Here is a 25,986-nt window from a genome sequence, read left to right as displayed (position 1 = left end):
CACGGCGTTCCGCGCCGCGCGGCGGGCGATGCTCATGCCGGCATCTCCGAACTAGCACGGGCGAAAGCGTCGATCAGGGGCTGCAGGCGGTCCCGGCGCGTCTTCAGCGCGGCCTGGTTGACGATCAGGCGCGACGAAATCGGCATGATGTCTTCCACCGCGACCAGGTTGTTGGCGCGCAACGTGCTGCCGGTGGAGACCAGGTCGACGATGGCGTCGGCCAGCCCGACCAGCGGCGCCAGCTCCATCGACCCGTACAGCTTGATCAGGTCGACGTGCACGCCCTTGGCGGCGAAGTGCTCGCGCGCCGCCTGCACGTACTTGGTGGCCACGCGCAGCCGCGCGCCCTGGCGCACCGCGCTGGCATAGTCGAAGCCGGCCGGCACGGCCACGCACAGCCGGCACTTGCCGATGCGCAGGTCGATCGGCTGGTAGAGGCCGCCGCCGTGCTCGGCCGCATGCTCGATCAGCACGTCCTTGCCGGCCACGCCCATGTCGGCCGCGCCGTACTGCACATAGGTGGGCACGTCGGAGGCGCGCACGATGATGATGCGCACGCCGGGATCGCTGGTGGGCAGGATCAGCTTGCGCGATTTTTCCGGATCCTCGGCCGCCTCGATGCCGGCCGCGCCGAGCAGCGGCATCGTTTCCTCGAAGATCCGGCCCTTGGAAAGCGCCAGCGTAATCGGCGCGTTGGCGCTGGCCGCGAACGGGCTCATTGCCAGCTCCCCGCCACCCGCCGGATGTCGGCGCCGAGCTGGAGCAGCTTGCGCTCCATGCTTTCGTAGCCGCGGTCCAGGTGGTAGATGCGGTCGACCAGGGTTTCGCCCTCGGCCATCAGGCCGGCTATCACCAGGCTGGCGGAAGCGCGCAGGTCGGTGGCCATCACGGCGGCGCCCGACAGGCGCGGCACGCCGCGCACCACCGCGGTGTGGCCGTCGATGTCGATGTCGGCCCCCATGCGGCGCAGCTCCTGCACGTGCATGTAGCGGTTTTCGAAAATGGTTTCGGTGATGACCGCGGTGCCGTCGGCGATGGCGTTGAGCGCCATCAGCTGGGCCTGCATGTCGGTGGCGAAGCCGGGGTATTCCTGGGTGCGGAAATCCACCGCGCGCGGCCGCCCCGGCATGCCGGCCCGGATCCAGTCTGGCCCGCATTCGACGGCCAGCCCGGCCTGGCGGAGCTTGTCGAGCGTGGCGCCCATGCTGCCGGGGGCGACGTTGCGCAGCACGATCTCGCCGCCGGCGGCGCCCACCGCGCACAGGAAGGTGCCGGCCTCGATGCGGTCGGGCATCACGCGGTGCGTGGCGCCGTGCAGCCGCTGCACGCCCTCGACCACGATGCGGTCGGTGCCGTGGCCGCTGATGCGCGCGCCCATGGCAATCAGCAGTTCGGCCAGGTCGACCACCTCGGGCTCGCGCGCGGCGTTTTCGAGCACGGTGCGGCCCTCGGCCAGCACGGCCGCCATCAGCAGGTTCTCGGTGCCGGTGACGGTGACCATGTCGGTGCGGATGACGGCGCCCTGCAGGCGTTTGGCGCGGGCGACGACGAAGCCGTGCTCGATGCTGATGTCGGCCCCCATCGCGGCCAGGCCCTTGATGTGCTGGTCGACCGGGCGCTGGCCGATGGCGCAGCCGCCGGGCAGGCTGACGCGGGCCTCGCCGAAGCGGGCCAGCATCGGCCCCAGCACCAGGATCGACGCGCGCATGGTCTTGACCAGCTCGTACGGCGCCTCCAGCGCCTGCACCTGGTCGGCCGCCAGCACGACGCTGCTGCCGTCCTCGCCGTGGTCGGTGGTATCGCGCTCGGCCTTGACGCCGATCCGGCGCAGCAGCTTGAGCGTGGTGCCAATGTCGTTGAGCTGCGGGACGTTTTCCAGCGTGACGGTGTCGGCCGTGAGCAGCGCCGCGCACAGGCACGGCAGCGCCGCGTTCTTGGCGCCGGAGATCGCCACTTCGCCGCGCAGCGGGCGGCCGCCGGTGATCAGCAGTTTGTCCATCAGCTCGCCTCGAATTCGGCCGGGGTCAGGGTACGCATCGACAAGGCATGGATCTCGGCCCGCATCTTGTCGCCCAGCGCGGCATACACCATCTGGTGGCGGGCCAGGGAGCGCTTGCCTTCGAAGGCCGCGCTGACGATCACGGCCTCGAAATGCTGGCCGTCGCCCTGGACCTCGACGTGCTGGCAGGGCAGCCCGTCGACGATGTACTGCCGCACCAGTTCCGGCGTGGGGAGGGGGAGGTTCATGGTCAATAGCGTAGTTTGTAGCCCGAGAACAGCAGGCGCAGCGCGAACGCCGCCAGCAGCACGAAGGCGGCGCCGGTCACGGCCAGGCTGTGCCACGGCGAGACGTCGGCAATGCCGAAGAAACCGTAGCGGAAGCCGTCGATGGTGTAGAAGATCGGGTTCCAGTGCGACACCGCCTGCCAGAACGGCGGCAGCGAATGCACCGAGTAGAACACGCCGGACAGGAAAGTGGCCGGCACGATCAGGAAATTCTGGAAGGCCGCCATCTGGTCGAATTTCTCGGCCCAGATGCCGGCGATCAGGCCCAGCACGCCCATGATGCCGCTGCCGAGCAACGCGAAGACCGCCAGCCACAGCGGTTCGGCCACGTGGCCGGAGGAAAACAGCAGCGCGACCAGGTAGATGCCCAGCCCCACCACCAGCGCCCGCACGATCGAAGCCAGCACGTAGGCCCAGAAGAACTCCCAGGTGGTGAGCGGCGGCAGCAGGATGAACACCAGGTTGCCGGTGACCCGGCTCTGCATCAGCGACGACGACGCGTTGGCGAAGGCGTTCTGCAGCATGCTCATCATCATCAGCCCGGGGATCAGGAAGGCGGTGTACGGCACGCTGTCGTAGACGGTGACGCGGCCCTCCAGCACGTGGGCGAAGATCAGCAGGTACAGCACCGCGGTGACCACCGGCGCCGCCACGGTCTGGAAGCCGACCTTCCAGAAGCGCAGCATTTCCTTGTAGAACAGCGTGCCGAAGCCGGAACCGGCGTTCAGGTTCGGCTGCAGGCCGGGGAAGTTGTCGGCGGCGGCCGTGGCCGGGCGCGGCGCGTTCATGCCGCCTCCACGAGCTTGGCCGCCGGCGCGGGGGCCGGGCTGTGCATGATGTCGATGAAGGCGTCTTCCAGGTCGGCCGGCACCACTTCGATGCCCTCGATGACGCCGCCGGCCGCGCGCACCTGCGACAGCAGCGACTCCAGTTCCAGGCTGGACTCCAGCCGCAGCACCACGCGCCTGCCCTGCCGTTCGATCACGCGCGCGTCCAGCGCCGGCTGGCGGCCTGCGGGCCAGCCTTCGTGGCCCAGGTGCAGCACCAGGCGCGAGCCGCCCACCTTGGCCAGCAGCGCCCGGGTGGTATCGAGCGCGACGATGCGGCCGCCCTTGAGCATCGCGATGCGGCCGCACAGCTCCTCGGCCTCTTCCAGGTAGTGGGTGGTGAGCAGGATGGTGTGGCCGAGCTGGTTCAGCCGCGAGATGAACTGCCACAGCGTGCGGCGCAGGTCGACGTCGACGCCGGCAGTGGGCTCGTCCAGCACGATGACCGGCGGCCGGTGCACCAGGGCCTGGGCCACCAGCACGCGCCGCTTCATGCCACCCGACAGCGCGCGCATATTGGTGTCGGCTTTGGCGGTCAGGCCGAGGTTGGCCAGCACTTCATCGATCCAGTCGTCGTTCTTGCGCAGCCCGAAATAGCCGGACTGGATGCGCAGCGTCTCGCGCACCGTAAAAAAGGGGTCGAACACCAATTCCTGCGGCACCACGCCCAGCGCGCGGCGTGCGGCCTTGAAATCCGTCGCGACGTCGTAGCCGCATACGTACACCGAGCCGCTGGTGGGCTTGGCCAGGCCGGCCAGGATGGAGATGAGAGAGGTCTTGCCGGCGCCGTTGGGGCCCAGCAGGCCGAAGAATTCGCCGGGCTCGATCTCCAGGCTGACGTCGTCCAGGGCGCGCAGGCCGCCGGCGGAGGGCCCGGCGGTCAGGCGCCGCCACAGGCTGACGGGAGCCGGATACACTTTCGAGACATGCTCGATGCGGACAGCGGATGACATGGAGATAGGAGCCGGCAGGAAACCCTTGATTATAAGCGCGGCGGCACCGGGCCCCTGCCGCGCGCTTACTTCTTGGCCGACTCGAACTGCCGGTTGCGTTCCGCCAGCGACCGGATCAGGCCGTCGACCCCGCCCTGCGAAATCTGCTGCGAGAACTGGTTGCGGTAGTTTTCGATCAGCCACACGCCCAGCACGTTGACGTCGTAGACCTTCCACTGGCCATTGACCAGCTCGAGCCGGTAATCCACCGAGACCGGATCGCCCACCGGCTGCTTGATGATGGTGCGCACCACGGTGTCGGTGGCGCCCGGCTCGTGGCGCGACGGCTTGAGCTCGACCTGTGTCTGTTGCTTGACCGACGACACCGCGCCGCTATAGGTGCGGACCAGCGTGGTGCGGAATTCCTTGATCAGCGCCTGCTGCTGGTCGGGCGTGGCCTGGCGCCAATAGCGGCCGGCCGCCAGCCGCGTGGTCTTCTCGAAATCGACGTAGGGCAGCACCTTCTGGTCGACCAGCTGCAGCAGCCGCTGCGGGTCGCCCGCCTGGATGGCGGGATCGGCCTTGATCGCGGCCAGGACTTCGTCGGTCAGCTTGCGCACCAGCGCGTCGGGGCCTTCCTGCGCCTGGGCGCGGCCGGCGAAGACCGCCAGCGTCAGGGCCAGCAGCAGCGTGCCCAGCCACAGCAGGCGGCGCGCGAACGGCTGCAGCGCGGCCGCCCGCGAAGAAGAGGAATAGTTGTTCATCGTGGACCTATCGTTATGGCAAAAGCATTCCGGTCTGACCCCGCGCTGAACGCAGAGTTCAGACGGAACCGTCAGCGGCTGTTGCCGGCGGCCGGCTTGGCGTCATCGGGATCGTCGTAGTCGGGCAGGGAATAATCCGGCAGCGCCTCGTCGCCGCCGTTGCCCGGCCTGGCGCCGCGCACCAGCGAGTCGCGGCGCTGCAGATAGGCGTCGCGCGTGAAGGTGTAGGGGTCGAGCGCGACGTCGTTCAACAGATTGCCCACCTGCAACAGCTTGGCGCGGGTGTCGACCGCGCGCAGGCCGTACAGCGAATTGCGCACCGGCACGTCGTCGACCAGATTGCCGATGGAGACCGGGTCGGCGTAGAAGTCGACCGCGGTGCCGCTGGCGTCGCGGATGGTGCTGGGACCGAGCAGCGGCAGCACCAGGTACGGACCCGGGCCCAGCCCCCACACGCCCAGCGTCTGGCCGAAATCGGCATGGATGCGCGGCGCGTTGTTGGCCGAGGCGACGTCGAAGCAGCCGAACACGCCGACCGTGCTGTTGAACAGCACGCGCAGGACGGTGTTGATGCCGTCGGGCGCGCGGTTCTGCAGGAAGCTGTTGGCGGCCGACCAGACGTCGTCCAGGTTGGAGAACACATTGCTGACGCAGGAACGCACGGGCTGCGGCACGACGTCGACATAGCCTTGGGCCACCGGCTTGAGCACGTGGCGGTCTACGGTGTCGTTGAACTTGTAGACGCCACGGTTGAAGCCTTCCAGCGGATCGCGGGGATCGCCGCCTTGGCCCTGCGTGGCGGCACAGCCGCTCAATAAGGCGGCGAGCGCCATTGCAAGCAGATTCTTATTCATTTTGGTATTCGTGAACGGGCTAAGGGGCGGCGGGCTGCGGCGCGGCGGGCGCGGGAGCGGGCTGTCCGGCGGGCGGCGCGGATTGGCCTGCGGGCGGGCCTTCCGCGGCTTTGCTGTACAGGAACTGGCTGATCAGATTTTCCAGCACCACCGCGCTTTGGGTGTAACGAATCTTGTCTCCCTGGGCGAAGTTCTTCTCGTCGCCGCCGGGTTCGATGCCGATGTATTGTTCCCCCAACAGGCCGGAGGTCAGGATCTTGGCCGACGAGTCGGTGGGAAAGCGGTAGCGCGCGTCCATGTCGAGCGTGACCACGCCCTGGAACATCTGGTCGTCGAACGCGATGCCGCGCACCCGGCCCACCACCACGCCGGCGCTCTTGACCGGCGCGCCCGCCTTGAGGCCGCCGATGTTGTCGAAATTGGCGGTGACCTGGTAGGTCGAGCCATACGAAAAACTGCTCAGGTTGCCGGCCTTGAGCGCCAGGAACACCAGCGCCAGCCCGCCCAGCAGGACGAACAGCCCCACCCACAGATCCACTTTGTCACGCGACATTTTCCAGTCCTCCGGCCGTGCCCGCGGCGCGGCCTGTTGTTTCTTTCAGCGGGGCCCGTCAATCCCCGAACATGAGGGCGGTGAGCAGGAAGTCCAGCCCGAGCACCGCCAGCGAACCGATCACCACCGTGAGCGTGGTGGCGCGCGACACGCCCTCGGGCGTGGGCTTGGCGCGATAGCCGCTGTGCAGCGCGATCAGCGTGACCGCGAAGCCGAACACGACGCTTTTCACGACGCCGTTGCCGACGTCCTTCCAGACGTCGACCCCGCCCTGCATCTGCGACCAGAACGAACCCTGGTCGATGCCGATCATCAGCACGCCCACGCCCCAGCCGCCCAGCACGCCGACCGCGGAAAACACCGCCGCCAGCAGCGGCATCGCGATCACGCCGCCCCAGAAGCGCGGCACCAGCACGCGGCGGACCGGGTCGACCGCCATCACTTCCATCGCCGACAACTGCTCGCCGGCTTTCATCAGGCCGATCTCGGCCGTGAGCGAGGTGCCGGCGCGGCCGGCGAACAGCAGCGCGGTCACCACCGGCCCCAGCTCGCGCACCAGCGCCAGCGCCACCAGCAGGCCCAGCGCCTCTTCCGAGCCGTAGCGGTTGAGCGTGTAATAGCCCTGCAGGCCCAGCACGAAACCCACGAACAGGCCCGACACGGCGATGATGATCAGCGAATAATTGCCGATGAAGTGGATCTGCTGCACCACCAGCCGCGGCCGGCGCAGCGCCGTGCCGCTCTTGGCCAGCAGGCCGAGGAAGAAGCGGAAGAAATTGCCCAGGCCGGCGACCCAGTCGAGCGCGCCGCCGCCCAGCGCCATCAGGAACCGCGACACCACGTTATTCATGGCCGCGCCCTCCGCTGCCGGTCGAGCCAGGCCTGGTAGGCCGGCGTTTCAGGGTAGTGGAAAGCCACCGGGCCGTCGGGCTCGCCGCGCAGAAACTGGCGCACGAACGGATCGGTGGAGGCCGACAGCTCGGCCGGCGTGCCGGCGGCCACCAGCGAGCCGCGGCCCAGCAGGTAGACGCGGTCGGCGATCGCGAACGATTCCTGCACGTCGTGGGTGATCAGCACCGAGGCGCAGCCCAGGGTGTCGGCCATGTGGCGGATCAGCTGCGCGGTCACGCCCAGCGAGATCGGGTCCAGGCCGGCGAAAGGCTCGTCATAAAGGATGAGCTCGGGGTCGAGCACCACCGCGCGCGCCAGCGCCACCCGCCGCGCCATGCCGCCGGAAATTTCCGAGGTGCGCAGGTAGGCCGCCGCCTTCAGGCCGACGGCCTGCAGCTTGCCCAGCACGATGTCGAGGATCTCGGCCTCGGGGCGCCGGGTATGCTCGCGCAGCGGGAAGGCGACGTTCTCGAACACATCGAGGTCGGTGAACAGGGCGCCCTGCTGGAACAGCACGCCCATCTGCTGGCGCACCTTGAACAGTTCCGCGTCCGCCAGCCCGGCCAGGTCGCGGCCGAGCGCGCGCACCGTGCCCCGCTGCGGCGCCAGTTGCCCGACCGCCGCGCGCAGCAGCGTGGTCTTGCCGGATCCGGAGCCGCCCATCACCGCCACGACCTCGCCGCGCCCGACCTGCATGTCGATGTCTTTCAGGATGGTGCGGTCGCCGTAGCCCACCGACAAGCCTTCGAAGGCCAGCGCGGTCTCGTGCGCGGGTGGGACGGGGGTCTCCGTATCGGGCATTGGAACGGGTGTGCGGTCGCGTGGGGGCGCCCAGGGGGTGCCGGGTTCTTGGGAGCGGTCGATTCTAGCAGTTGTGCCGCGCAGCACGGGGGAAGCAGCGCACGGCGCAGGGACATTGCCCGGCTTCGGGCAGCGCGGCTTTCATGGCGCCCGGAGTATGCGGCAACTGCGGCAATATCCCCGCAAAGGCCGCCGCACGGGGCTTGCGGGGAAGGCGGGTAAACCGAGGCGCATGCGTCCCCAGGTTTGTGTCATGGCAATCTTTGCAGTCGGTTGAAACGGCTTTTGCGCTTTCTGCAACACCACGGAAAGAACTTTTGGGGACGCGGGTGGATTTTTCAAGCGCTGTATGGGATATTAAATAACAATTATTCTCATTAATATTAGTGATCGCGCCGCCGCGGTTCGGCGGCGCGTCCTGCCGGGGCCGGCGTGGGGCCGCCCGGATCCCCCGAAGAATGATTCGTCGCCACCCATCCGTTGGAGTTGTTATGTCGTCGCACATCAAGAGCCGCAAGCATCCCGTTGCCGGAAGCATGCGCACTCAAACCTCGTTGGCCACCTCGGCCGCCCTGGCCGCCGGACTGGCGCTGAGCCTGCCGGCCGGCGCCCAGACCACGCCGCCGGCCACCGCCGCCTCGCCCACCCTGCCCGCCGTCCGGGTCGAGGGCCAGGCCGCGAGCGAAGGCTACAAGGTCGATCAGCTGTCGTCGCCCAAGTTCACCCAGCCCCTGGTGGACACGACGCAGACCATCACGGTCATCCCGCAGGAAGTGATCCGGCAGCAGCAGGCCACCACGCTCACGGAAGCCATGCGCAACGTGGCCGGCGCCGGCACTTTCTTCGCCGGCGAGAACGGCAACACCAGCGTGGGTGACGCGATCTTCATGCGCGGCATCAATACGTCCAACAGCATCTATGTCGACGGCATCCGCGACACCGCGACGGTGTACCGCGACATGTTCAACATCGAATCGGTGGAAGTGGTCAAGGGCCCGTCGGGCTCCGACTTCGGCCGCAGCGCCCCCAGCGGCTCGATCAACCTGGCCACCAAGAAGCCCCACCTGGAAAACAGCTTCGACGCCACCGGCAGCCTGGGCACCGACAGCTACCTGCGGGGCACCATCGACTGGAACCGCCAACTGGGCGAAACCTCGGCCATGCGGCTGAACGTAATGGGCCACAAGGCCGACGTGCCCGGCCGCGACAAGGTCGACAACGAACGCTGGGGCGTGGCGCCCTCGCTGGCGTTCGGCCTGAACACGCCCACCACGGTATACCTGGACTATGTCCACGTGAAGCAGAACAACACGCCGGACGGTGGGATTGCGACCCTTGGAATGGGCCTTCAGGGTAAGAAAATAGACCAATTCCCCTGGCTGGCCTCGGCTCCGAAAGTGGATAGCAGCAACTTCTACGGCACGGCATCTGACCACGACGACTCGACCACCGACATGCTGACAGCTCGCATCGAGCACAAGTTGTCGGCTGACACCACGATTCGCAACATTACGCGCTGGGCCCAAACCAAGCAGAATTACCTGCTGACCGCATTCATGTACAGCCCTGAGCCGGGTCGTAACGGCTCCGCCCCCAGCCTCACGTACAACCCTGCGAATCCTACGGACTATTCGCAATGGTTCATGGCCCGCAGCCCGCTGAATTTCCGCGATTCCGACAATCAGATCATCACGAACCAGACTAACCTGACAAGCAAGTTTGCGACTGGCAGCCTCAAACATACCGTCAGCGCAGGCTTTGAGCTGATCCGCGAGGAACAGACGCTGTACAACCATACCGGCTCAGCCCCGGCTGTCAATGTGTATAACCCGAACAGCAATGTGTTTGCCGTCGACAATGGCAGCATCAATTCCAACAAAGGTAAGACCGACACGATCGCTGCCTATGCATTCGACACCGTTGAACTGACTGATCGAGTACAAGTCAATGGCGGCCTGCGGGTGGACCACTACAAGACTGAGTACTCGGGGTACTCCAGCGCCACGGCAACCGCGCCAGTAGACCTGAAGACCTCCGACACGCTCTTCACCTGGAAGCTTGGCGCTCTCTATCGCCTCGCCCCCAATGGGAACGTCTACGCGAACTACGCTGTTTCGCGGCAAGCCCCGGGCGGCGCAAACTTCTCCCTGGCCTCGAGCAGTGGACCGGAAGGTGCACAAAGCGTGGCCCCTGGCAAGGCCAAGACGTTCGAATTGGGTACCAAGTGGGAATTGTTCGAGAAGCGCCTGCTGACTTCGGCTGCGCTGTTCCGGACCGATATCGATAACCAGGTCGTAGCGCTGGAAGACAATACTAGCTACGGTCAGATCGGCAGTCAGCGCATCCAGGGCCTGGAACTTGGCGCCGTTGGTACCATCACCCCGCGCTGGTCGGTCATGGGCGGTTATACCTACCAACACGCAACCATCGAACAAGGCAATTCAATTACCTCTGACGGCTCTGATCTCCTCGGCTACACGCCTAAGCACGCGGTGTCGCTGTGGTCGACCTATCGGCTGCCCAGCGGCGTAACATTGGGCGGCGGAGCCCGCTACGTCAGCAAGTTGACGAAGGGCTCTGACGCCGATAACTACGTCCCGTTCAGTACCGACGGCTACGTAGTTTTCGACGCGATGGCCAGCTACCAGTTGAACCGCAACATCAGCCTGCAGCTGAACATTTATAACCTGTTCGACAAGGACTACACGGCCTCTATCAACAAGAGCGGCTATCGCTACATGCTCGGCACGCCACGCACCGCGATCCTGAGCGCCAACATCAGCTTCTGATCCTTGGCGGCCGCCAAGCCGCCCGCCGAACCGGATGTTGCGATAGCTCAAGTCCGCAGGGGAAGCCGATGCTAGACTTCCCTGCACCGACGCCTACCGGCATCGCCGGTAGGCGTTTCCGTTTCAGGAATCTACATCATGATGCTGCACATTCCCGCCGTCCTCACCAAGGACGAAGTGCGCCAGTTGCGGCAGCGGCTCGACGCGGCGGACTGGATCGACGGCCGCGCGACGGTCGGCTCGCAGGGGGCGCAATTCAAGCGCAACCGGCAGCTGCCGGAGCATTCGCCGGTCAGCCAGGAGCTGGGGCGGATCGTCCAGAAAGCCGTGATGTCGCACCCGATGTTCTTCGCCGCGGCGCTGCCTGCGCGCACGATGGTGCCGCTGTTCAATCGCTACGAAGGCAGCGAAACCTACGGCGCGCACGTGGACGGCGCCGTGCGCGGCGTGCCGGGGGCCGACTACCGGCTGCGCACCGACCTGTCTTCCACGGTGTTCCTGAGCGAACCGGAAGACTACGACGGCGGCGAGCTGATCGTGCACGACACTTTCGGAGAGCACGAGGTCAAGCTGCCGGCCGGCGACATGGTGCTGTACTCATCCAGCAGTCTGCACCGGGTCGAGCCCGTCACGCGCGGCGCGCGGGTCGGCGCCTTCTTCTGGACGCAAAGCATGATCCGCGACGACAGCGCGCGCACCATGCTGTTCACGCTCGACACAACCATCCAGTCGCTGCGCGAGAAGTACGGCGAAACGCCGGAGGCGGTGGCGCTGACCGCCCATTACCACAACCTGCTGCGGCGCTGGGCCGAACCCTGAAAAACGAACCGCGGCGCAAGGCCGCGGTCGGTAAACGGCGGCCGCGCGACCGACGGGCCGCGAGCCGCGAAGCCGCGCTCAGCGCGGCAGCGTGGTCGACCCCATCAGGAACTCGTCGACCGAGGCCGCGCACTGGCGGCCTTCGCGGATCGCCCACACCACCAGCGACTGCCCGCGGCGCATGTCGCCCGCCGCGAATACCTTGTCGACGCTGGTGCGGTAGTCATCCGTATTGGCGCGGGCATTGCCGCGGCCGTCGCGTTCCACGCCGAAAGCTTCCAGCACCTTCTGCACCGGCGACACGAAGCCCATCGCGAACAGCACCAGGTCGGCCGGGATCTCGAATTCCGAACCCGGCACGTCGCTCATCTTCATCTGGCCGTTCTCGTCGCGCTTCCACTCCAGGCGGTTGCCGACCAGCGAGGTGACCTTGCCGTTCTGGCCGCGGAAGGCCTTGGTGGTGACCGACCAGTCGCGCACCGCGCCCTCTTCGTGCGACGACGAAGTGCGCAGGCGGATCGGCCAGTACGGCCAGGTCAGCGCCTTGTTCTCGGACTCGGGCGGCTGCGGCATGACCTCGAACTGGGTGACCGATTTGGCGCCGTGGCGGTTGCTGGTGCCGACGCAATCGGAACCGGTATCGCCGCCGCCGATCACGACCACGTGCTTGCCGGCCGCCGAGATCTGGCCCTTGATCTGGTCGCCCGCGTTGACCTTGTTCTGCTGGCGCAGGAAGTCCATCGCGAAGTGGACGCCGTCGAGCTCGCGGCCCTCGATCGGCAGGTCGCGCGGCGTTTCGGCGCCGCCGGAGATGACGATGGCGTCGAACTCGGCCTGCAGTTCGTCGGGCGTCTTGACCGCCAGCGCGCCGCCCACCGAGAACGAGGCGGCGTCTTCGGGACGGCCGACGAAAGTGGAGGGACGGAAGGTGACGCCTTCCTGCTCCATCTGCGCCATGCGGCGGTCGATATGCGCCTTGTCGAGCTTGAAGTCGGGGATGCCGTAGCGCAGCAGGCCGCCGATGCGGTCGTTCTTCTCGAACAGCGTGACATCATGGCCTGCGCGCGCCAGTTGCTGGGCACAGGCCAGGCCGGCCGGGCCGGAACCTACCACGGCCACTTTCTTGCCGGTCTTGACCTTGGGGATCTGCGGCACGACCCAGCCGTTTTCCCAGGCGCGGTCGATGATGGCGTGCTCGATCGACTTGATGCCTACCGCGTCGTTGTTGATGTTCAGCGTGCAGGCGGCCTCGCACGGGGCGGGGCAGATGCGGCCGGTGAACTCGGGGAAGTTGTTGGTGGAATCCAGCACCGCGAACGCCTGCCTCCAGTTCTGGCGGTAGACCAGGTCGTTCCAGTCGGGAATGATGTTGTTGACCGGGCAGCCGTTGGTGCAGAACGGGATGCCGCAGTCCATGCAGCGCGCGCCCTGCACCTTGGCCTGCTCGTCGCTGAGGTGCATGACGAATTCTTTGTAGTGCCTGACGCGCTGCGTCGGCGCCTCGGCCGCTTCCTGCAAGCGCTGGTACTCGAGAAATCCGGTGACCTTACCCATGAGTTTTTCCTGACAATTCCGTTGCGGCGGTGGCAAAGCCCCCAGCCTTTTCAACCTTTATTGAGATTACGCCCCACCCACCGAGGATGCGGCGGATCCGGCTCCGCCGGTCCGCCCGCATCGCCCCCTGGGGGGCGCGCGAAGCGCGTAGGGGGGGCCTCCTCAAGCCGCGATTTTTTGCGGCGTCCCGGCATCCCACAGTTCGCCCAGCGCGCGCCGGTATTCCAGCGGCATGACCTTGACGAACTTGCCGCGCGAGCTTTCCCAGCTGTCGAGGATGTTGCGCGCGCGCGTGCTGCCGGTGTAGCGGAAGTGGGACTCCACCAGCCGCCGCAGGATGGCCTCGTCGGTATCGCGCTCGCCGCCGCGCACCGCGCTGTGCCACAGGCGCGGGCTGCCGTCCTTTTCCTGCAGCGCCGCCGGCAGCACCGGCTCGAGCTCGACCATGGCCAGGTTGGTGCGCTGGCGGAAGCTGCCTTCCGGGTCGAACACGTAGGCGATGCCGCCCGACATGCCGGCCGCGAAGTTGCGCCCGGTATGGCCGAGCACGACCACCGTGCCGCCGGTCATGTATTCGCAGCCGTGGTCGCCCACGCCCTCCACCACCGCGGCGGCGCCGGAGTTGCGCACCGCGAAGCGCTCGCCGGCCACGCCGTTGAAGTAGGCCTCGCCCGCCAGCGCGCCGTACAGCACCGTGTTGCCGGCGATGATCTGCTCCGGCCCCTCGCCGCGGAAGTCGTTGGGCGAGCGCACGATGATGCGGCCGCCCGACAGCCCCTTGCCGACGTAGTCGTTGCCCTCGCCGACCAGGTCGAGCGTGATGCCGTGCGCCAGGAAGGCGCCGAAGCTCTGGCCCGCCGTGCCGTTGCACTGGATGTGGATGGTGTCGTCGGGCAGCCCTTCGTAGCCGTACTTGCGCGCCACCATGCCCGACAGCATCGTGCCGATGGTGCGGTTGACGTTGCGCACGGTGGTGATGAAGGACACCTTCTCGCCGCGCTCCAGCGCCGGCCGGCTGCGTTCGATCAGCTGGTGGTCGAGCGCCTTGGCCAGGCCGTGGTCCTGCTCTTCCACCTGGCGGCGGGCCACTTCGGCCGGCACCGCGGGCTGGTGGAAGATGCGGCTGAAGTCGAGCCCGCGCGCCTTCCAGTGCTGGATGCCCTGGCGCATGTCGAGCAGGTCTGAACGGCCGATCAGGTCGTCGAACCTGCGGATGCCCAGCTGCGCCATCAGTTCGCGCACTTCCTCGGCCACGAAGAAGAAGAAGTTGACCACGTGCTCGGGCTTGCCCTGGAACTTGGCGCGCAGCACCGGATCCTGGGTGGCCACGCCCACCGGGCAGGTGTTCAGGTGGCACTTGCGCATCATGATGCAGCCTTCCACCACCAGCGGCGCGGTGGCGAAGCCGAACTCGTCGGCGCCCAGCAGCGCCCCGATGACGACGTCGCGGCCGGTCTTCATCTGGCCGTCGGCCTGCACCCGGATGCGGCCGCGCAGGCGGTTCAGCACCAGGGTCTGCTGGGTCTCGGCCAGGCCGAGTTCCCACGGCGTGCCGGCGTGCTTGATGGACGACACCGGCGAGGCGCCCGTGCCGCCGTCATGGCCGGCGATCACCACGTGGTCGGACTTGGCCTTGGCCACGCCGGCCGCCACCGTGCCCACGCCCAGTTCCGACACCAGCTTGACCGAGATCGAGGCGTGCGAATTGGCGTTCTTCAGGTCGTGGATCAGCTGGGCCAGGTCTTCGATCGAGTAGATGTCGTGGTGCGGCGGCGGCGAGATCAGGCCCACGCCCGGCACCGAGAAGCGCAGCTTGGCGATGTATTCGGTGACCTTGTGGCCGGGCAGCTGGCCGCCCTCGCCCGGCTTGGCGCCCTGCGCCATCTTGATCTGGATCTGGTCGGCGCTGGCCAGGTATTCCGACGACACGCCGAAGCGGCCCGAGGCCACCTGCTTGATGCGCGAGCGCAGCGAATCGCCGGCCTTCAGCGGCACGTCGGCCACGATGCGCTCGGCGCCCAGCACCGAGGCCAGCGTGTCGCCGTCCTTGATGCCGGCATCGCCCGCTTGCAGCTCGGCGCGGTAGCGCAATTCGTCTTCGCCGCCCTCGCCCGTGTTCGACTTGCCGCCGATGCGGTTCATCGCCACCGCCAGCACCGCGTGCGCCTCGGTGGAGATCGAGCCGAGCGACATCGCGCCGGTGGCGAAGCGCTTGACGATTTCCTTGGCCGGCTCGACCTCGTCCAGCGGCACGGCCTTGGCCGGGTCGAAACGGAACTCGAACAGGCCGCGCAGCGTCATGTGGCGGCGGCTCTGGTCGTTGATGATCTGCGCGTACTCCTTGTACGTGCGGTAGCTGTCGGCGCGCGTGGAATGCTGCAGCTTGGCGATCGCGTCGGGCGTCCACATGTGCTCTTCGCCGCGGACGCGGAAGGCGTACTCGCCGCCTTCGTCGAGCGCGTTGCGCAGGATCGGGTCGTCGCCGAAGGCCGCCTTGTGCATGCGGATGGCTTCCTCGGCCACCTGGAAGATGCCGATGCCTTCCACGCTGCTGGCGGTGCCGGGGAAATACTGCTCGACCAGCTTGCGCGACAGGCCGACGGCTTCGAAGATCTGCGCGCCGGTGTACGACATATAGGTGGAGATGCCCATCTTGGACATCACCTTCTGCAGGCCCTTGTCGATCGCCTTGACGAAGTTGTAGATCGCCTTGTCGGCCTTCTCGGCGTCGCCGCCGGCTTCCTCGACCAGGGTTTCCATCGCCAGGTAGGGATGGATGGCCTCGGCCCCGTAGGCGCCCAGCAGCGCGAAGTGGTGGACCTCGCGCGCCGAGCCGGTTTCCACCACCAGGCCGGTGCTGGTGCGCAGGCCGGCGCGGATCAGGTGCTGGTGCACGGCCGAGGTGGCCAAGAGCGCCGGGATCGGCACGCGCGTGGCGTCGACCCGGCGGTCGGACACGATCATGATGTTGTAGCCGCCGCGCACGGCCTCGACCGCCTGCGCGCAGAGCGCGGCGATGCGGGCCTCGATGCCTTCCTTGCCCCAGGCGGCCGGATAGGTGGCGTCGAGCTCGAAGCTGCGGAACTTGCCCGAGGTGACGCGCTCGATGTGGCGGATCTGCGCCATGTCGGCGAAGTCGAGCACCGGCTGCGCCACTTCCAGGCGCAGCGGCGGGTTGACGTTGTTGATGTCGAGCAGGTTGGGCTTGGGCCCGATGAACGACACCAGCGACATGACCAGGTTTTCGCGGATCGGGTCGATCGGCGGGTTGGTGACCTGCGCGAACAGCTGGCGGAAGTAGTTGTACAGGCTCTTGTTCTTGTTCGACAGCACCGCCAGCGGCGAGTCGTTGCCCATCGAGCCGGTGGCTTCCTCGCCCAGCGCGGCCATCGGGCGCAGGATGAACTTGTAGTCTTCCTGGCTCCAGCCGAAGGCCTGCTGGCGGTCGAGCAGCGGCACCGAGGAACGGCCTTCCTCGATCACTTCGCGCGCGGGCTCGGCCAGCGTGTCGAGCTTGATGCGGATGCGCTCGATCCACTGCCGGTAGGGCTTGCTGTTGGCGAGCTGGTCTTTCAGTTCCTTGTCGTCGATGATGCGGCCCTGTTCCAGGTCGATCAGGAACATCTTGCCGGGCTGCAGGCGCCACTTCTTGACGATCTTGCTCTGCGGGATCGGCAGCACGCCGGATTCCGAGGCCATGATGACCAGGTCGTCATCCGTGACGATGTAGCGCGCCGGGCGCAGGCCGTTGCGGTCGAGCGTGGCGCCGATCTGGCGGCCGTCGGTGAAGGCGATCGCGGCCGGGCCGTCCCACGGCTCCATCATGGCGGCGTGGTATTCGTAGAAGGCGCGGCGGGCTTCGTCCATTTCCGCATGCTGTTCCCACGCCTCGGGGATCATCATCATGATCGCGTGGGCGATCGGGTAGCCCGACATCACCAGCAGTTCCAGACAGTTGTCGAACGTGGCGGTATCGGACTGGCCCTCGTAGACGATGGGGTACAGCTTCTTCAGGTCGGCGCCCAGCACCGGCGACTGCATCACGCCTTCGCGCGCGCGCAGCCAGTTGAAGTTGCCCTTGACGGTGTTGATTTCGCCGTTGTGGGCGATCAGGCGGTAGGGGTGGGCCAGCGGCCAGGCCGGGAAGGTGTTGGTGGAGAAGCGCTGGTGCACCAGCGCGAGCGCCGACACCGTGCGCGGATCGGCCAGGTCGCGGTAGTAGCGGCCCACCTGGTCGGCCAGCAGCAGGCCTTTGTAGACCACGGTGCGCGACGAGATCGACGGCACGAAATATTCCTTGCCGTGCTTGAGCTGCATGCTCTGGATGGCGTGCGAGGCCATCTTGCGGATCACGTACAGCTTGCGCTCGAGCGCGTCGGGCACCATCACGTCGCCGCCGCGGCCGATGAACAGCTGGCGGATGACGGGCTCCACCTTCTTGACGGCGGGCGACATCGGCATTTCAGTATCGATCGGCACGTCGCGCCAGCCGAGCACGACCTGGCCCTCGGCGCGCACGGCGCGCTCGAGTTCCTGCTCACAGGCCAGGCGCGAGGCGATTTCCTGCGGCAGGAACACCATCGCCACGCCGTATTCGCCGGGAGCCGGCAGCTCCACGCCCTGGGCCGCCATTTCCTCGCGGTAGTAGGCGTCGGGGATCTGGATCATGATGCCGGCGCCGTCGCCCATCAGCGGGTCGGCCCCCACCGCGCCGCGGTGGTCGATGTTCTCGAGGATCTTCAGGCCCTGCTGGATGATGGAGTGGCTCTTCTTGCCCTTGATGTGGGCAACGAAGCCGACGCCACAGGCGTCGTGCTCGTTGCGCGGATCGTACAGCCCCTGGGCGGCCGGCAGGCCGATGCGGCTGGCGTCGACGACCGCGGTGTGCACGGTCGGGGCGGATTCCTGGTGGGAATGGGGCATTTCGCGCTCCGGAAAGCGGATCGCGGCGCGTGGGTGCGGGCCGGCGAGCCGGGAAAACGGGGCCGGCGGCGCCGGCGTTTGCGGAGGCCGTCTGTATGACAAACATCCAGGTTCGACGATACTGCGCCGCACCACCTGATGCAAGGACTATAATTAGGGGAGTGTCCCTATTTTATATCCTGGTGTCACCCAACTCGCTTTTTATTGGGGACACATTATTGTCTGGCGGATTTTCGAGGGCTGGCGGCGCGTTGTCGGCCGGCGCCTTGCGCGGCCGCCCGCGGCGCGCCGCCACCGGGCGGCGGCTGGCGCTCTGGCTCAGGTCGGCCAGGAAGGCTTCGCCGCCCAGCGCCCACTGCCCTTGCAACGCCTGCTCGATGCGGCGCGCCTGGGTCAGGCCCAGGCCGTCCAGCACCATCCGGCGGTAGACCGCCTGGCGGTCGAACGGCGTGTTGCCGCAGGCCCAGTAGTCGGTGTGGTCGCTTACCAGGCCTTGCGGCGCGGCGCCCATGTGCTGGGCCGCCGACGACCAGCGCCAGTGCTCGCCCTCGGCCACCAGCGCCTGCCGCACGGGCAGCGTTTCCAGCCAGATCAGCGCCGGCAGCACCCAGGCGGCGGGTTCCACCAGCGTGGAGCGGAAACGCCCGGCGTATACCCGGCCGGACCGCAGGTGGGCCGCCAGGCGGCGCCCCAGCGCCTGCAGCAGGGCCGACATGCCGGCCGGGCCGGCCGGCGTGGCCAGCAGCACCAGCTGGTCGGGGGTCAGCACCCAGCCGTGGATGGCCACTTTCTGGGTGCGGGCGTCTTCCGCCAGCCAGGCCACGATGCGGTCCGGCATGTCGGCGCCGGGCGCGGCGCCCGGCATGGCCAGCGGCGATGCGAAGCGGGCCTGGGCCAGATGGGGCAGATCGGGAGCATACAAGCGCGGAAGGCGTGCCATGTCGGACGTCTCCAATTGGGGTCGGATCGGCGCGGCGGGCGCGGCGCTTGCTGGCGCACTAAGCGCGTTTCCGAGAACGATTGCGGGAGTTTCCTGTCTATACCTTAACCGCAGAGCGGTCCGTTGGGTAAGTCAAAGTTTCGAAAACGGCGCATTGCCGTCCCCGCGGTCTTGCAATGCAACAACGATACTTCGCTATCGCTCCAATCGAAAAGTCCCATTAGCACTCCAATCCACCGAGTGCTAACCTTCGTCCAGGAGGTAAGCCATCCATGAAAAGCGCCAATTCATCCAGCATGATCGTCCCCGCCGCCACCAATCCCGGCGCGCTGGCCATGGCGATCGCCAATCCGGGCGCCCTCGGCACGATCGACGCGTACATCGGCGCGGTCAACCGCCTGCCGGTGCTGACGGCAGAACAGGAATCGACCCTGGCGCGCCAGTACCGCGACGGGCAGGACCTCAACGCCGCGCGCGAACTGGTGCTGTCGCACCTGCGCCTGGTCGTGGCGATCGCGCGACAGTACCTGGGCTACGGGCTGCCGCACGCCGACCTGATCCAGGAGGGCAACGTCGGCCTGATGAAGGCGGTCAAGCGGTTCGACCCCGATCGCGGCGTGCGCCTGGTGTCGTTCGCGATCCACTGGATCAAGGCCGAAATCCACGAGTACATCCTGAAGAACTGGCGGCTGGTCAAGGTGGCCACCACCAAGGCGCAGCGCAAGCTGTTCTTCAACCTGCGCAGCATGAAGCGCGAGGCCCATGCGCTCACGCCCGAGCAGGTGGAAGAGATCGCCACCAGCCTCAACGTGCGCCCGCAAGACGTGGCCGAGATGGAAGTGCGGCTGTCCGGCCAGGACATGGCCCTGGAGGGGCGCGGCACGGATGACGGCGAGACCGATTTCGCGCCCATCGCCTACCTGTCCGACGAAGGGCGCAGCGAGCCCAGCCACGTGCTGGAAGACCGCCGGCGCGACCAGCTGCACGGCGAAGGCCTGAGTTCGGCGCTGGAAACGCTGGACGCGCGCTCGCGGCGCATCATCGAGGCCCGCTGGCTGCAGGATGAGGGCGGCTCCACGCTGCAGGAACTGGCCGACGAGTTCGGCGTGTCGGCCGAGCGGATCCGCCAGATCGAGGCGCGCGCGATGACCAAGATGCGCGGCGCGCTGGCGGACTACGCCTGAGGCGCGGCGGCTGTCACAGCCGGTTACTCGAACGCGCGGGAACGCGAAAAAAAACCTGGCGATGCGCGAACTTCCCTACGCGTTGGGTGCCTAATAGACAGGTAGGGCACGATCCGGCGCAACGCCATCGTGTCGGAACCGGGCGGCTCCCCCCCGCTGTCCGGTTTCTGCCGGCGCAGTTTGCCGGCACTAGCCGATACGTCCGCCTCTGTTTTCTCCTCCCTCCCCCCACTCGAGGCGGATAGTTAACGGGACACCTCCACGGTGTCCCGTTTTTTTATGCCCATCCCCGCGGGCCTGCGGCCCACCCCCTCAAAGGGGGCGGCGCTGGCGGACCGGAAGGAAGGGCCCACCCCTGGCGGCCTTCGGCCGCGCCCCTCAAGGGGCGGCACCGGCGGACCGGCAAAGCCGGATCCGCGGTGCCTCAGATGGGATTGCCGTTAGGCGAGGAGCTGGCGGATGTCTTTGGCCAGGGCGTCGGTGGAGGCGCCGTGCTGGGCGAAGAGGCGGATGTTGCCCTGGGGGTCGAAGATGTACATGCCGGCGGAGTGGTCCATCGTGTACGACCCCGGTTCCTTGCCGGCCACCTTGGCGTAGAACACGCGGAAGGATTTCGCCACGCGGGCGGTGGCGTCGGCGTCGCCGCGTAAGGCGAGGAAGCTGGGGTCGAACTGGGTGACGTAGGCTTTCAGGATCTCGGGCGTATCGCGCTCCGGATCCACCGTCACGAATACCACCTGCATGCGGTCGCCGTCAGGGCCGAGCTTGCGCTTGACCTCGGTCAGGTCGGACAGCGTGGTGGGGCAGACGTCGGGGCATTGCACGTAGCCAAAGAACACCACCAGCGCCTTGCCGCGGAAATCCTGCAGCGTGCGCGGCTTGCCGTCGTAGTCGGGCAGCGACAGGTCGCGGCCCAGGTCGGCGCCGCTGACGTCGGTGCTGCTGAAGATCGGCTTCCTCTGGCAGGCGGCCAGCGCGGCCGCCAGCGCCGCGGCCATGCCGGCCCGCAGCGCCGCGCGGCGCGAAGAACGGAACGCGGACATCGAAAGCTCCTTCACGCCGGCAGCCAGTGGTCGGCCAGCAGCGCCGCGAACAGCAGCGCCAGATAGATGATGGAAAAGCGGAACATCTTCTTCGCCAGCGCGTCGCTGTAGTCCCGGTAGAGCCTGACGGCGTAGCCGACGAACACGCCCCCCAGCACCAGCGAACACGCCAGGTACGGCAGGCCGTTCATCCCGATCACGTAGGGCAGCGTGGTGGTGGCCAGCAGCGCGATCGAATAGAGCAGGATGTGCAGGCGGGTGAGCTGCTCGCCATGGGTGACGGGCAGCATCGGCAGGCCGGCCTTCTGGAAATCGAGCCGGCGGTACAGCGCCAGCGCCCAGAAGTGCGGCGGCGTCCAGACGAAGATGATCAGCACCAGCAGCCAGGCCTCGGCCGGCACCTGGTTGGCCACCGCGGCCCAGCCCAGCGCCGGCGGCATCGCGCCCGACAGGCCGCCGATCACGATGTTCTGCGGCGTGCGCGGCTTGAGGATGACGGTGTAGATGACGGCATAGCCGACGAAGGTGGCGAAGGTCAGCCACATGGTGAGGTCGTTGACCCAGGCGTGCAGCACCGCCATGCCGAGGCCGCCCACCACGCCCGAGGTGGCCAGAATCTGCAGCGCGCCGATCTCGCCGCGCGCCGAGGGCCGGTGGGCGGTGCGCGCCATCTTGGCGTCGACCTGCTCTTCGATCAGGCAATTGACCGCGAAGGCGGCCGCCGCCAGCAGCCAGATGCCCACGGTGGCGGCCACCACGGTCTGCCAGGGCGGCAGGCCGGGGGCGGCCAGGAACATCCCGATTACCGCGCAGAACACCGCGAGCTGCGACACCCGCGGCTTGGTCAGCACGAGGTATTGGCGGAAACGCAGGCGGGCGGCGGAGATGGTAAGGGTAGTCATGACAGAACGGATCAACGCGAAAAACGAGGCGAGCGCCCCGCAACGACGGCGACGCCCATTCTACTTCCTGCGACGCCCTCCCCACACCGCCATCCTCATCCAGGGCACCGCGGATCCGGCTTCGCCGGTCCGCTAGTGCCGCCCCTCGAGGGGAGCGGCGAAGCCGCCAGGGGTGGGCCTCAATCTCACCAACAGGGTCACGCACAGCATCGTCAGCACCGCCGACCCGCCGTTGTGCAGCACCGCGATTACCAGCGGCCATTGCAGGAAGATATTGGTGAGCCCGGTGGCCAGCTGGACGGCCAGCATGACCAGCAGCGCCCGCGCCGGCCCTTCCAGGCCCGCGTGGCGCCGCAGTTTCCAGCCCAGCCATCCGAGATAGACCAGCACCACGAACGCAAAGTTGCGGTGCGTCCAGTGAATCGCGGTCAGCGCGTCCTGCGAGATGATCTCGCCCGAGGGAAGCTCGCCCAGCCCGCGCACGATGGAGTAGCCGCCGCGGAAGTCCATCGCCGGCAGCCACTGCCCATGGCAGGTCGGGAAGTCCATGCAGGCCAGCGCGGCGTAATTGGTGCTCACCCAGCCGCCCAGCGCGAGCTGCACGTACAGCAGCGCCAGGCCGATGGCCGCGGCGGCGCGGTAGCGGCGCGCCTGCGGGTCGATCGGCGGCAGCGGCGTCTGCCGGGCCGACAACCAGGTCATCAGCGCCAGCAGGCCGATACCGAGCAGCAGGTGGGTGGTGACCACCGCCGGCATCAGCTGGTGCGTGACCGTCCACGCGCCGAACGCGCCCTGCAGGCTGACCGCCGGCAGGATGATGGTGGCCAGCCAGGGCGACTGGCCCAGCGCGCGGCGGTGGCGCCAGGCCATCAGCACGATCAGGATGATGAGCATGCCCAGTATGGTGCCCACATAGCGGTGGACCATCTCGATCCAGGCCTTGGGCAGCGTGACCGGGCCGTCGGGCATGGCCTGCACCGCGGCGTGGATGTCGTGCAGCGCGCCGATGGGCGAGGCCTTGCCGTAGCAGCCGGGCCAGTCGGGGCAGCCCAGCCCCGAATCGGTCAGCCGCACGAAGGCGCCGAACATGATCAGGTCGAAGGTCAGGAACATCGTGAAGGCGACCAGCCGGGCATAGCGCGCGCGGATGCGCGCCGCCGGGGCGCCGGTTTGCGTCGGGGCCATGCTCATCCTATGCGCGAAGCCTGCAGCAGCTTGCCGATATCCTTGCGCAGCTGCAGCGGATCGGGGTTTTCCGGGAAGCGCATCATCTGGTTGTTGCGCGGATCGATCAGCCAGATGTGGCGGGCCAGGCCGTCGAGCCCGTCTTCGCCGGGCGGCAGCGCCAGGAAGCGCTCGAGCTGGTCGCGGCGGGCGCGCAGGAAATGCATGCCTTCGTAGGCGCGGATCACGATGGTGGGCACCGGCTCGTCGTCGGCGATCAGCCAGACGCGTTCGATGCGGTGGATTTCCTTGCCGGTGCTGGCGTGGGTCTGGCGCATGATGAACAGCTTCTTCGCGCATTCGTCGCCGCAGGCGCCGCTGTCTACGCTCACCAGCAGCCAGCGGCCGGCCAGGCTGCGCAGGTCGAAGGGGTCGCCTTCCAGCGTGGTCAGCTGCAGCTCGGCCGGCGGCGGCACCGGGCGCTGCGGCTGGACCAGGTCGCCGTAGTTGGTGGCGGCGGCCGGCCGCCAGTCCAGGAAATAGACCAGCGCCGCGGCCACCACGGGCGCGGCGCAGATCAGCATGACCGCGTACAGCGACAAAAGCGAACGCTTGCGCGGCGCGGCGCTATGGGCGGGTCGGGCGGAAGCGTCGGACAAGAATGACTCCAAAGGCAATCGCGGCGATCGCCGCAAACGAGAACCACTGCATCGCATACCCGAGATGGGTGTCGACGTTCGACGGCGGTGGCGGCCAGTCCCGCAGCAGGCCGTCGGCGGCCTCGCCCGTCTGCTGCAGCACGGCCGGCAGCAGCGCCAGGCCGGTGGCGCCGGAATAAACGCCCAGGTCGAGATTCTGCACTCTCGGCACGATGCCCGACGGGTCGGGCAGGCGCGACGGCAGCTGCGCGGCGCGGCCGCCGAGCCAGGACGGCAGTTCGAACAGGCGCGGCACGTGGTCGAGCAATTCGCCGCGCACGTCGAGCTCGCCGCCAGGGGCCGGGATCGCGTTTTGCGGCGCGTCGGGGAAGGCGCGCGGCAGCCAGCCGCGGAGCACCGCCACCGCCGTGCCGCGCGACGGCGTGCCGGCCAGCAGCAACGGCGTCACCACCCAGAACCCCGGCCGGCCGGCGGCGCTGCGGTTGTCCAGCAGTATCGTGCGATCGGCCAGCCAGCGGCCGTGGGCGACGGCCGGGCGCCATGGTACCAGAGCGGCGGGGTTGGCCCCGGCGTCGAGCGCGAGCGGCGGACGGCTGCGGCCGGCCTCGACCGCCGCCATCAGGTCGCGCTTTTCCTGGGCGCGGTGGAGCTGCCAGCGGCCCAGCGCGATGGTGGCGGCCACGGTGCAGGCCAGCAGCACGAGGGCCAGCCAGGCGCGCCGGGGGCCGCGCCGGCCGCCGGCGGAAGCGTTCACCGGGCCGCCCTCCGCGCGCCCGGCTCGCAGCCGCCGGCCCACGCTGCGATAATCGAGGATTGGAGGAGCATTTCGATGCGCATCATCGTCGCACTCGCCTTTCTGGGCATTCTCGGCAGCCTTGGGTCGGCGCTGGTCTTCATGATGAAGGACAAGAGCAAGACCAATCGCACCGTCAACGCGCTGACGGCCCGGATCGGGCTATCGGTCGTGCTGTTCCTGTTCGTGCTGTTCGCGCACTGGATGGGCTGGATAGACAGTACGGGAATAAGGTAGGCCCCCCCCCCTACGCGCTTCGCGCGCCCCCCAGGGGGCGATGCGCGCGGACCGGCGGAGCCGGATCCGCCGCATCCTGGATGGGGTGGGTACTTGCGCGGGGCTTCCGGCGGTCAGAACCAGTAGACGAACAGGTACAGGCCGAGCCAGACGACGTCGACGAAGTGCCAGTACCAGGCGGCGCCTTCGAAGCCGAAGTGGTGGTCGGGCGTGAAGTGGCCGCGGATCAGGCGGACCAGCACGACCGTGAGCATGATGGCGCCCATGGTTACGTGAAAGCCGTGGAAGCCGGTCAGCATGAAGAAGGTGGAGCCGTAGGCGCCGGAGCTGAGCTTCAGGTTCAGCTCGGTGTACGCGTGGTGGTACTCCAGGGCCTGGCAGACCATGAAGGTGGCGCCCAGCACGATGGTGGCGGCGAGCCAGAAGATCGACTGGCCGCGGTGATTGGCCCGCAGCGCGTGGTGCGAGATCGTGAGCGTTACGCCGGAGCTCAGCAGCAGCGCGGTGTTGATGGTGGGAATCCAGAACGGCCCCATCGTGCCGAACTGCTCGACCGTGCCGGCCGGGCCGAAGTTGGGCCAGGTGGCCGCGAAGTTCGGCCACAGCACGATGCGGTGGTCGAGGTCGCCCAGCCACGGCGTGGTGACCGCGCGGGCATAGAACAGCGCGCCGAAGAACGCCGCGAAAAACATCACTTCCGAGAAGATGAACCAGCTCATGCTCCAGCGGAAGGAGGTGTCGATCCGCTTGCCGTACAGGCCGCCCTCGGACTCGGCGAAGGCATCGCCGAACCAGCGGTACAGCACGAACAGCAGCCACAGGACGCCGAACAGCACGATCCAATGGCCGGCCGACACGCCGTTGACCCACATCGCCATGCCGAGGCCGAACGCCAGCAGGCCCAGGCTGGCCGTGGCCGGGTGCATGGAAGGCGCCGGCACGTAGTAGTAAGGCGCCTCCTTGCCCGATGCCGAGTGGCTTGCACTCATTTCATTCTCCTTCGCGTATTCCAGGTATTCCAGAAAACAACATTTGCTTTTGTATGAACGTGAGCCGGGTCGACACGACCAC

The 25,986-nt window shown here is 67.7% G+C and carries 23 protein-coding genes; 4 read left to right on the top strand and 19 right to left on the bottom strand.

What is annotated here, in order from left to right; genetic code table 11:
• Positions 1–32 precede the first annotated feature (32 nt).
• The 10 genes from hisG to ABD927_RS03430 all read right to left on the bottom strand — a co-directional run bounded on the left by hisG (position 33) and on the right by ABD927_RS03430 (position 7,908).
• Entirely contained in the window at positions 33–719 is a 687-nt protein-coding gene (gene hisG / locus ABD927_RS03475; protein WP_345246352.1) for an ATP phosphoribosyltransferase, read from the bottom strand.
• Positions 716–1,999, bottom strand: a complete 1,284-nt coding sequence (gene murA / locus ABD927_RS03470) for a UDP-N-acetylglucosamine 1-carboxyvinyltransferase (protein WP_345246350.1) — start codon at positions 1,997–1,999, stop codon at positions 716–718. The genes hisG and murA overlap by 4 nt, the downstream gene beginning before the upstream one ends.
• Complete coding sequence (locus tag ABD927_RS03465; protein WP_345246348.1) at positions 1,999–2,247, bottom strand: BolA family protein; 249 nt, start codon at positions 2,245–2,247, stop codon at positions 1,999–2,001. The genes murA and ABD927_RS03465 overlap by 1 nt, the downstream gene beginning before the upstream one ends.
• A 2-nt stretch (positions 2,248–2,249) precedes the next feature.
• The gene (locus ABD927_RS03460; RefSeq protein ID WP_345246346.1) at positions 2,250–3,074 is read right to left on the bottom strand and encodes an ABC transporter permease; all 825 of its coding nucleotides are present in this window, start codon (positions 3,072–3,074) and stop codon (positions 2,250–2,252) included.
• Positions 3,071–4,066, bottom strand: a complete 996-nt coding sequence (locus ABD927_RS03455; RefSeq protein ID WP_345246344.1) for an ABC transporter ATP-binding protein — start codon at positions 4,064–4,066, stop codon at positions 3,071–3,073. Before ABD927_RS03455 ends, ABD927_RS03460 begins: the two co-directional genes overlap by 4 nt.
• Positions 4,067–4,131: 65 nt before the next feature.
• Positions 4,132–4,809, bottom strand: a complete 678-nt coding sequence (locus tag ABD927_RS03450; protein WP_345246343.1) for an MlaC/ttg2D family ABC transporter substrate-binding protein — start codon at positions 4,807–4,809, stop codon at positions 4,132–4,134.
• Between the two features lie 71 nt (positions 4,810–4,880).
• Positions 4,881–5,663 (bottom strand): MlaA family lipoprotein, encoded by a 783-nt coding sequence (locus ABD927_RS03445; RefSeq protein ID WP_345246341.1) that lies wholly within the window; start codon positions 5,661–5,663, stop codon positions 4,881–4,883.
• A 19-nt stretch (positions 5,664–5,682) separates the two neighbouring features.
• A complete protein-coding gene (gene mlaD, locus ABD927_RS03440) occupies positions 5,683–6,216 on the bottom strand; it encodes an outer membrane lipid asymmetry maintenance protein MlaD (RefSeq protein WP_345246339.1) in 534 nt (177 codons plus the stop codon).
• A 58-nt stretch (positions 6,217–6,274) separates the two neighbouring features.
• Positions 6,275–7,066, bottom strand: coding sequence for a lipid asymmetry maintenance ABC transporter permease subunit MlaE (mlaE, locus tag ABD927_RS03435; RefSeq protein ID WP_345246337.1), 792 nt, complete (start codon positions 7,064–7,066; stop codon positions 6,275–6,277).
• Positions 7,063–7,908: an ABC transporter ATP-binding protein gene (locus ABD927_RS03430; RefSeq protein WP_345246335.1), complete on the bottom strand. Its 846-nt coding sequence runs from the start codon at positions 7,906–7,908 to the stop codon at positions 7,063–7,065. Before ABD927_RS03430 ends, mlaE begins: the two co-directional genes overlap by 4 nt.
• Before the next feature lie 491 nt (positions 7,909–8,399).
• Here ABD927_RS03430 and ABD927_RS03425 point away from each other — a divergent pair, with 491 nt between their 5' ends.
• The gene (locus ABD927_RS03425; protein WP_345246333.1) at positions 8,400–10,697 is read left to right on the top strand and encodes a catecholate siderophore receptor Fiu; all 2,298 of its coding nucleotides are present in this window, start codon (positions 8,400–8,402) and stop codon (positions 10,695–10,697) included.
• Positions 10,698–10,835: 138 nt separating this feature from the next.
• Positions 10,836–11,516: a Fe2+-dependent dioxygenase gene (locus tag ABD927_RS03420; protein ID WP_345246331.1), complete on the top strand. Its 681-nt coding sequence runs from the start codon at positions 10,836–10,838 to the stop codon at positions 11,514–11,516.
• A 78-nt stretch (positions 11,517–11,594) separates the two neighbouring features.
• Here the strand turns inward: ABD927_RS03420 and ABD927_RS03415 are convergent, their stop codons facing one another.
• The 3 genes from ABD927_RS03415 to ABD927_RS03405 form a co-directional block, all read right to left on the bottom strand.
• Positions 11,595–13,070 (bottom strand): glutamate synthase subunit beta, encoded by a 1,476-nt coding sequence (locus tag ABD927_RS03415; protein ID WP_345246329.1) that lies wholly within the window; start codon positions 13,068–13,070, stop codon positions 11,595–11,597.
• A 162-nt stretch (positions 13,071–13,232) separates the two neighbouring features.
• Complete coding sequence (locus ABD927_RS03410) at positions 13,233–17,993, bottom strand: glutamate synthase-related protein (RefSeq protein ID WP_345246327.1); 4,761 nt, start codon at positions 17,991–17,993, stop codon at positions 13,233–13,235.
• A gap of 172 nt (positions 17,994–18,165) precedes the next feature.
• Positions 18,166–18,933 carry a hypothetical protein gene (locus ABD927_RS03405; RefSeq protein ID WP_345246325.1) on the bottom strand — a complete coding sequence of 256 codons (768 nt, stop codon included), beginning with the start codon at positions 18,931–18,933 and terminating at the stop codon, positions 18,166–18,168.
• Positions 18,934–19,205: 272 nt separating this feature from the next.
• On the opposite strand from ABD927_RS03405, the gene rpoH reads away from it, so the two are divergent.
• Complete coding sequence (gene rpoH / locus ABD927_RS03400; protein ID WP_345246323.1) at positions 19,206–20,117, top strand: RNA polymerase sigma factor RpoH; 912 nt, start codon at positions 19,206–19,208, stop codon at positions 20,115–20,117.
• 440 nt (positions 20,118–20,557) lie between these two features.
• On the opposite strand, the gene ABD927_RS03395 is transcribed toward rpoH, so the two are convergent.
• From ABD927_RS03395 to ABD927_RS03375, 5 genes are all read right to left on the bottom strand, one after another.
• The gene (locus tag ABD927_RS03395; protein ID WP_345246321.1) at positions 20,558–21,160 is read right to left on the bottom strand and encodes an SCO family protein; all 603 of its coding nucleotides are present in this window, start codon (positions 21,158–21,160) and stop codon (positions 20,558–20,560) included.
• An 11-nt stretch (positions 21,161–21,171) separates the two neighbouring features.
• Entirely contained in the window at positions 21,172–22,062 is an 891-nt protein-coding gene (gene cyoE, locus ABD927_RS03390; protein WP_345246319.1) for a heme o synthase, read from the bottom strand.
• A 132-nt stretch (positions 22,063–22,194) separates the two neighbouring features.
• Entirely contained in the window at positions 22,195–23,247 is a 1,053-nt protein-coding gene (locus tag ABD927_RS03385) for a COX15/CtaA family protein (protein ID WP_345246317.1), read from the bottom strand.
• A gap of 2 nt (positions 23,248–23,249) precedes the next feature.
• Positions 23,250–23,885 carry an SCO family protein gene (locus ABD927_RS03380; RefSeq protein ID WP_425570162.1) on the bottom strand — a complete coding sequence of 212 codons (636 nt, stop codon included), beginning with the start codon at positions 23,883–23,885 and terminating at the stop codon, positions 23,250–23,252.
• Positions 23,854–24,639 carry an SURF1 family protein gene (locus tag ABD927_RS03375; RefSeq protein ID WP_345246315.1) on the bottom strand — a complete coding sequence of 262 codons (786 nt, stop codon included), beginning with the start codon at positions 24,637–24,639 and terminating at the stop codon, positions 23,854–23,856. Before ABD927_RS03375 ends, ABD927_RS03380 begins: the two co-directional genes overlap by 32 nt.
• 75 nt (positions 24,640–24,714) lie before the next feature.
• Between ABD927_RS03375 and ABD927_RS03370 the strand changes: the two genes are divergently transcribed.
• On the top strand, positions 24,715–24,915 hold the full coding sequence (locus tag ABD927_RS03370) for a twin transmembrane helix small protein (protein WP_345246313.1): 201 nt from the start codon (positions 24,715–24,717) through the stop codon (positions 24,913–24,915).
• Positions 24,916–25,028: 113 nt separating this feature from the next.
• Here ABD927_RS03370 and ABD927_RS03365 read toward each other — a convergent pair whose 3' ends face one another.
• The gene (locus ABD927_RS03365; RefSeq protein ID WP_345246311.1) at positions 25,029–25,904 is read right to left on the bottom strand and encodes a cytochrome c oxidase subunit 3; all 876 of its coding nucleotides are present in this window, start codon (positions 25,902–25,904) and stop codon (positions 25,029–25,031) included.
• Positions 25,905–25,986 lie beyond the last annotated feature (82 nt).

This window comes from Pigmentiphaga soli, assembly GCF_039541095.1.
Lineage (GTDB): Bacteria > Pseudomonadota > Gammaproteobacteria > Burkholderiales > Burkholderiaceae_B > Pigmentiphaga > Pigmentiphaga soli.
The sequence above is the reverse complement of the archived record's forward strand: the minus strand, read 5'-3'. Positions and strand labels throughout refer to the sequence as shown.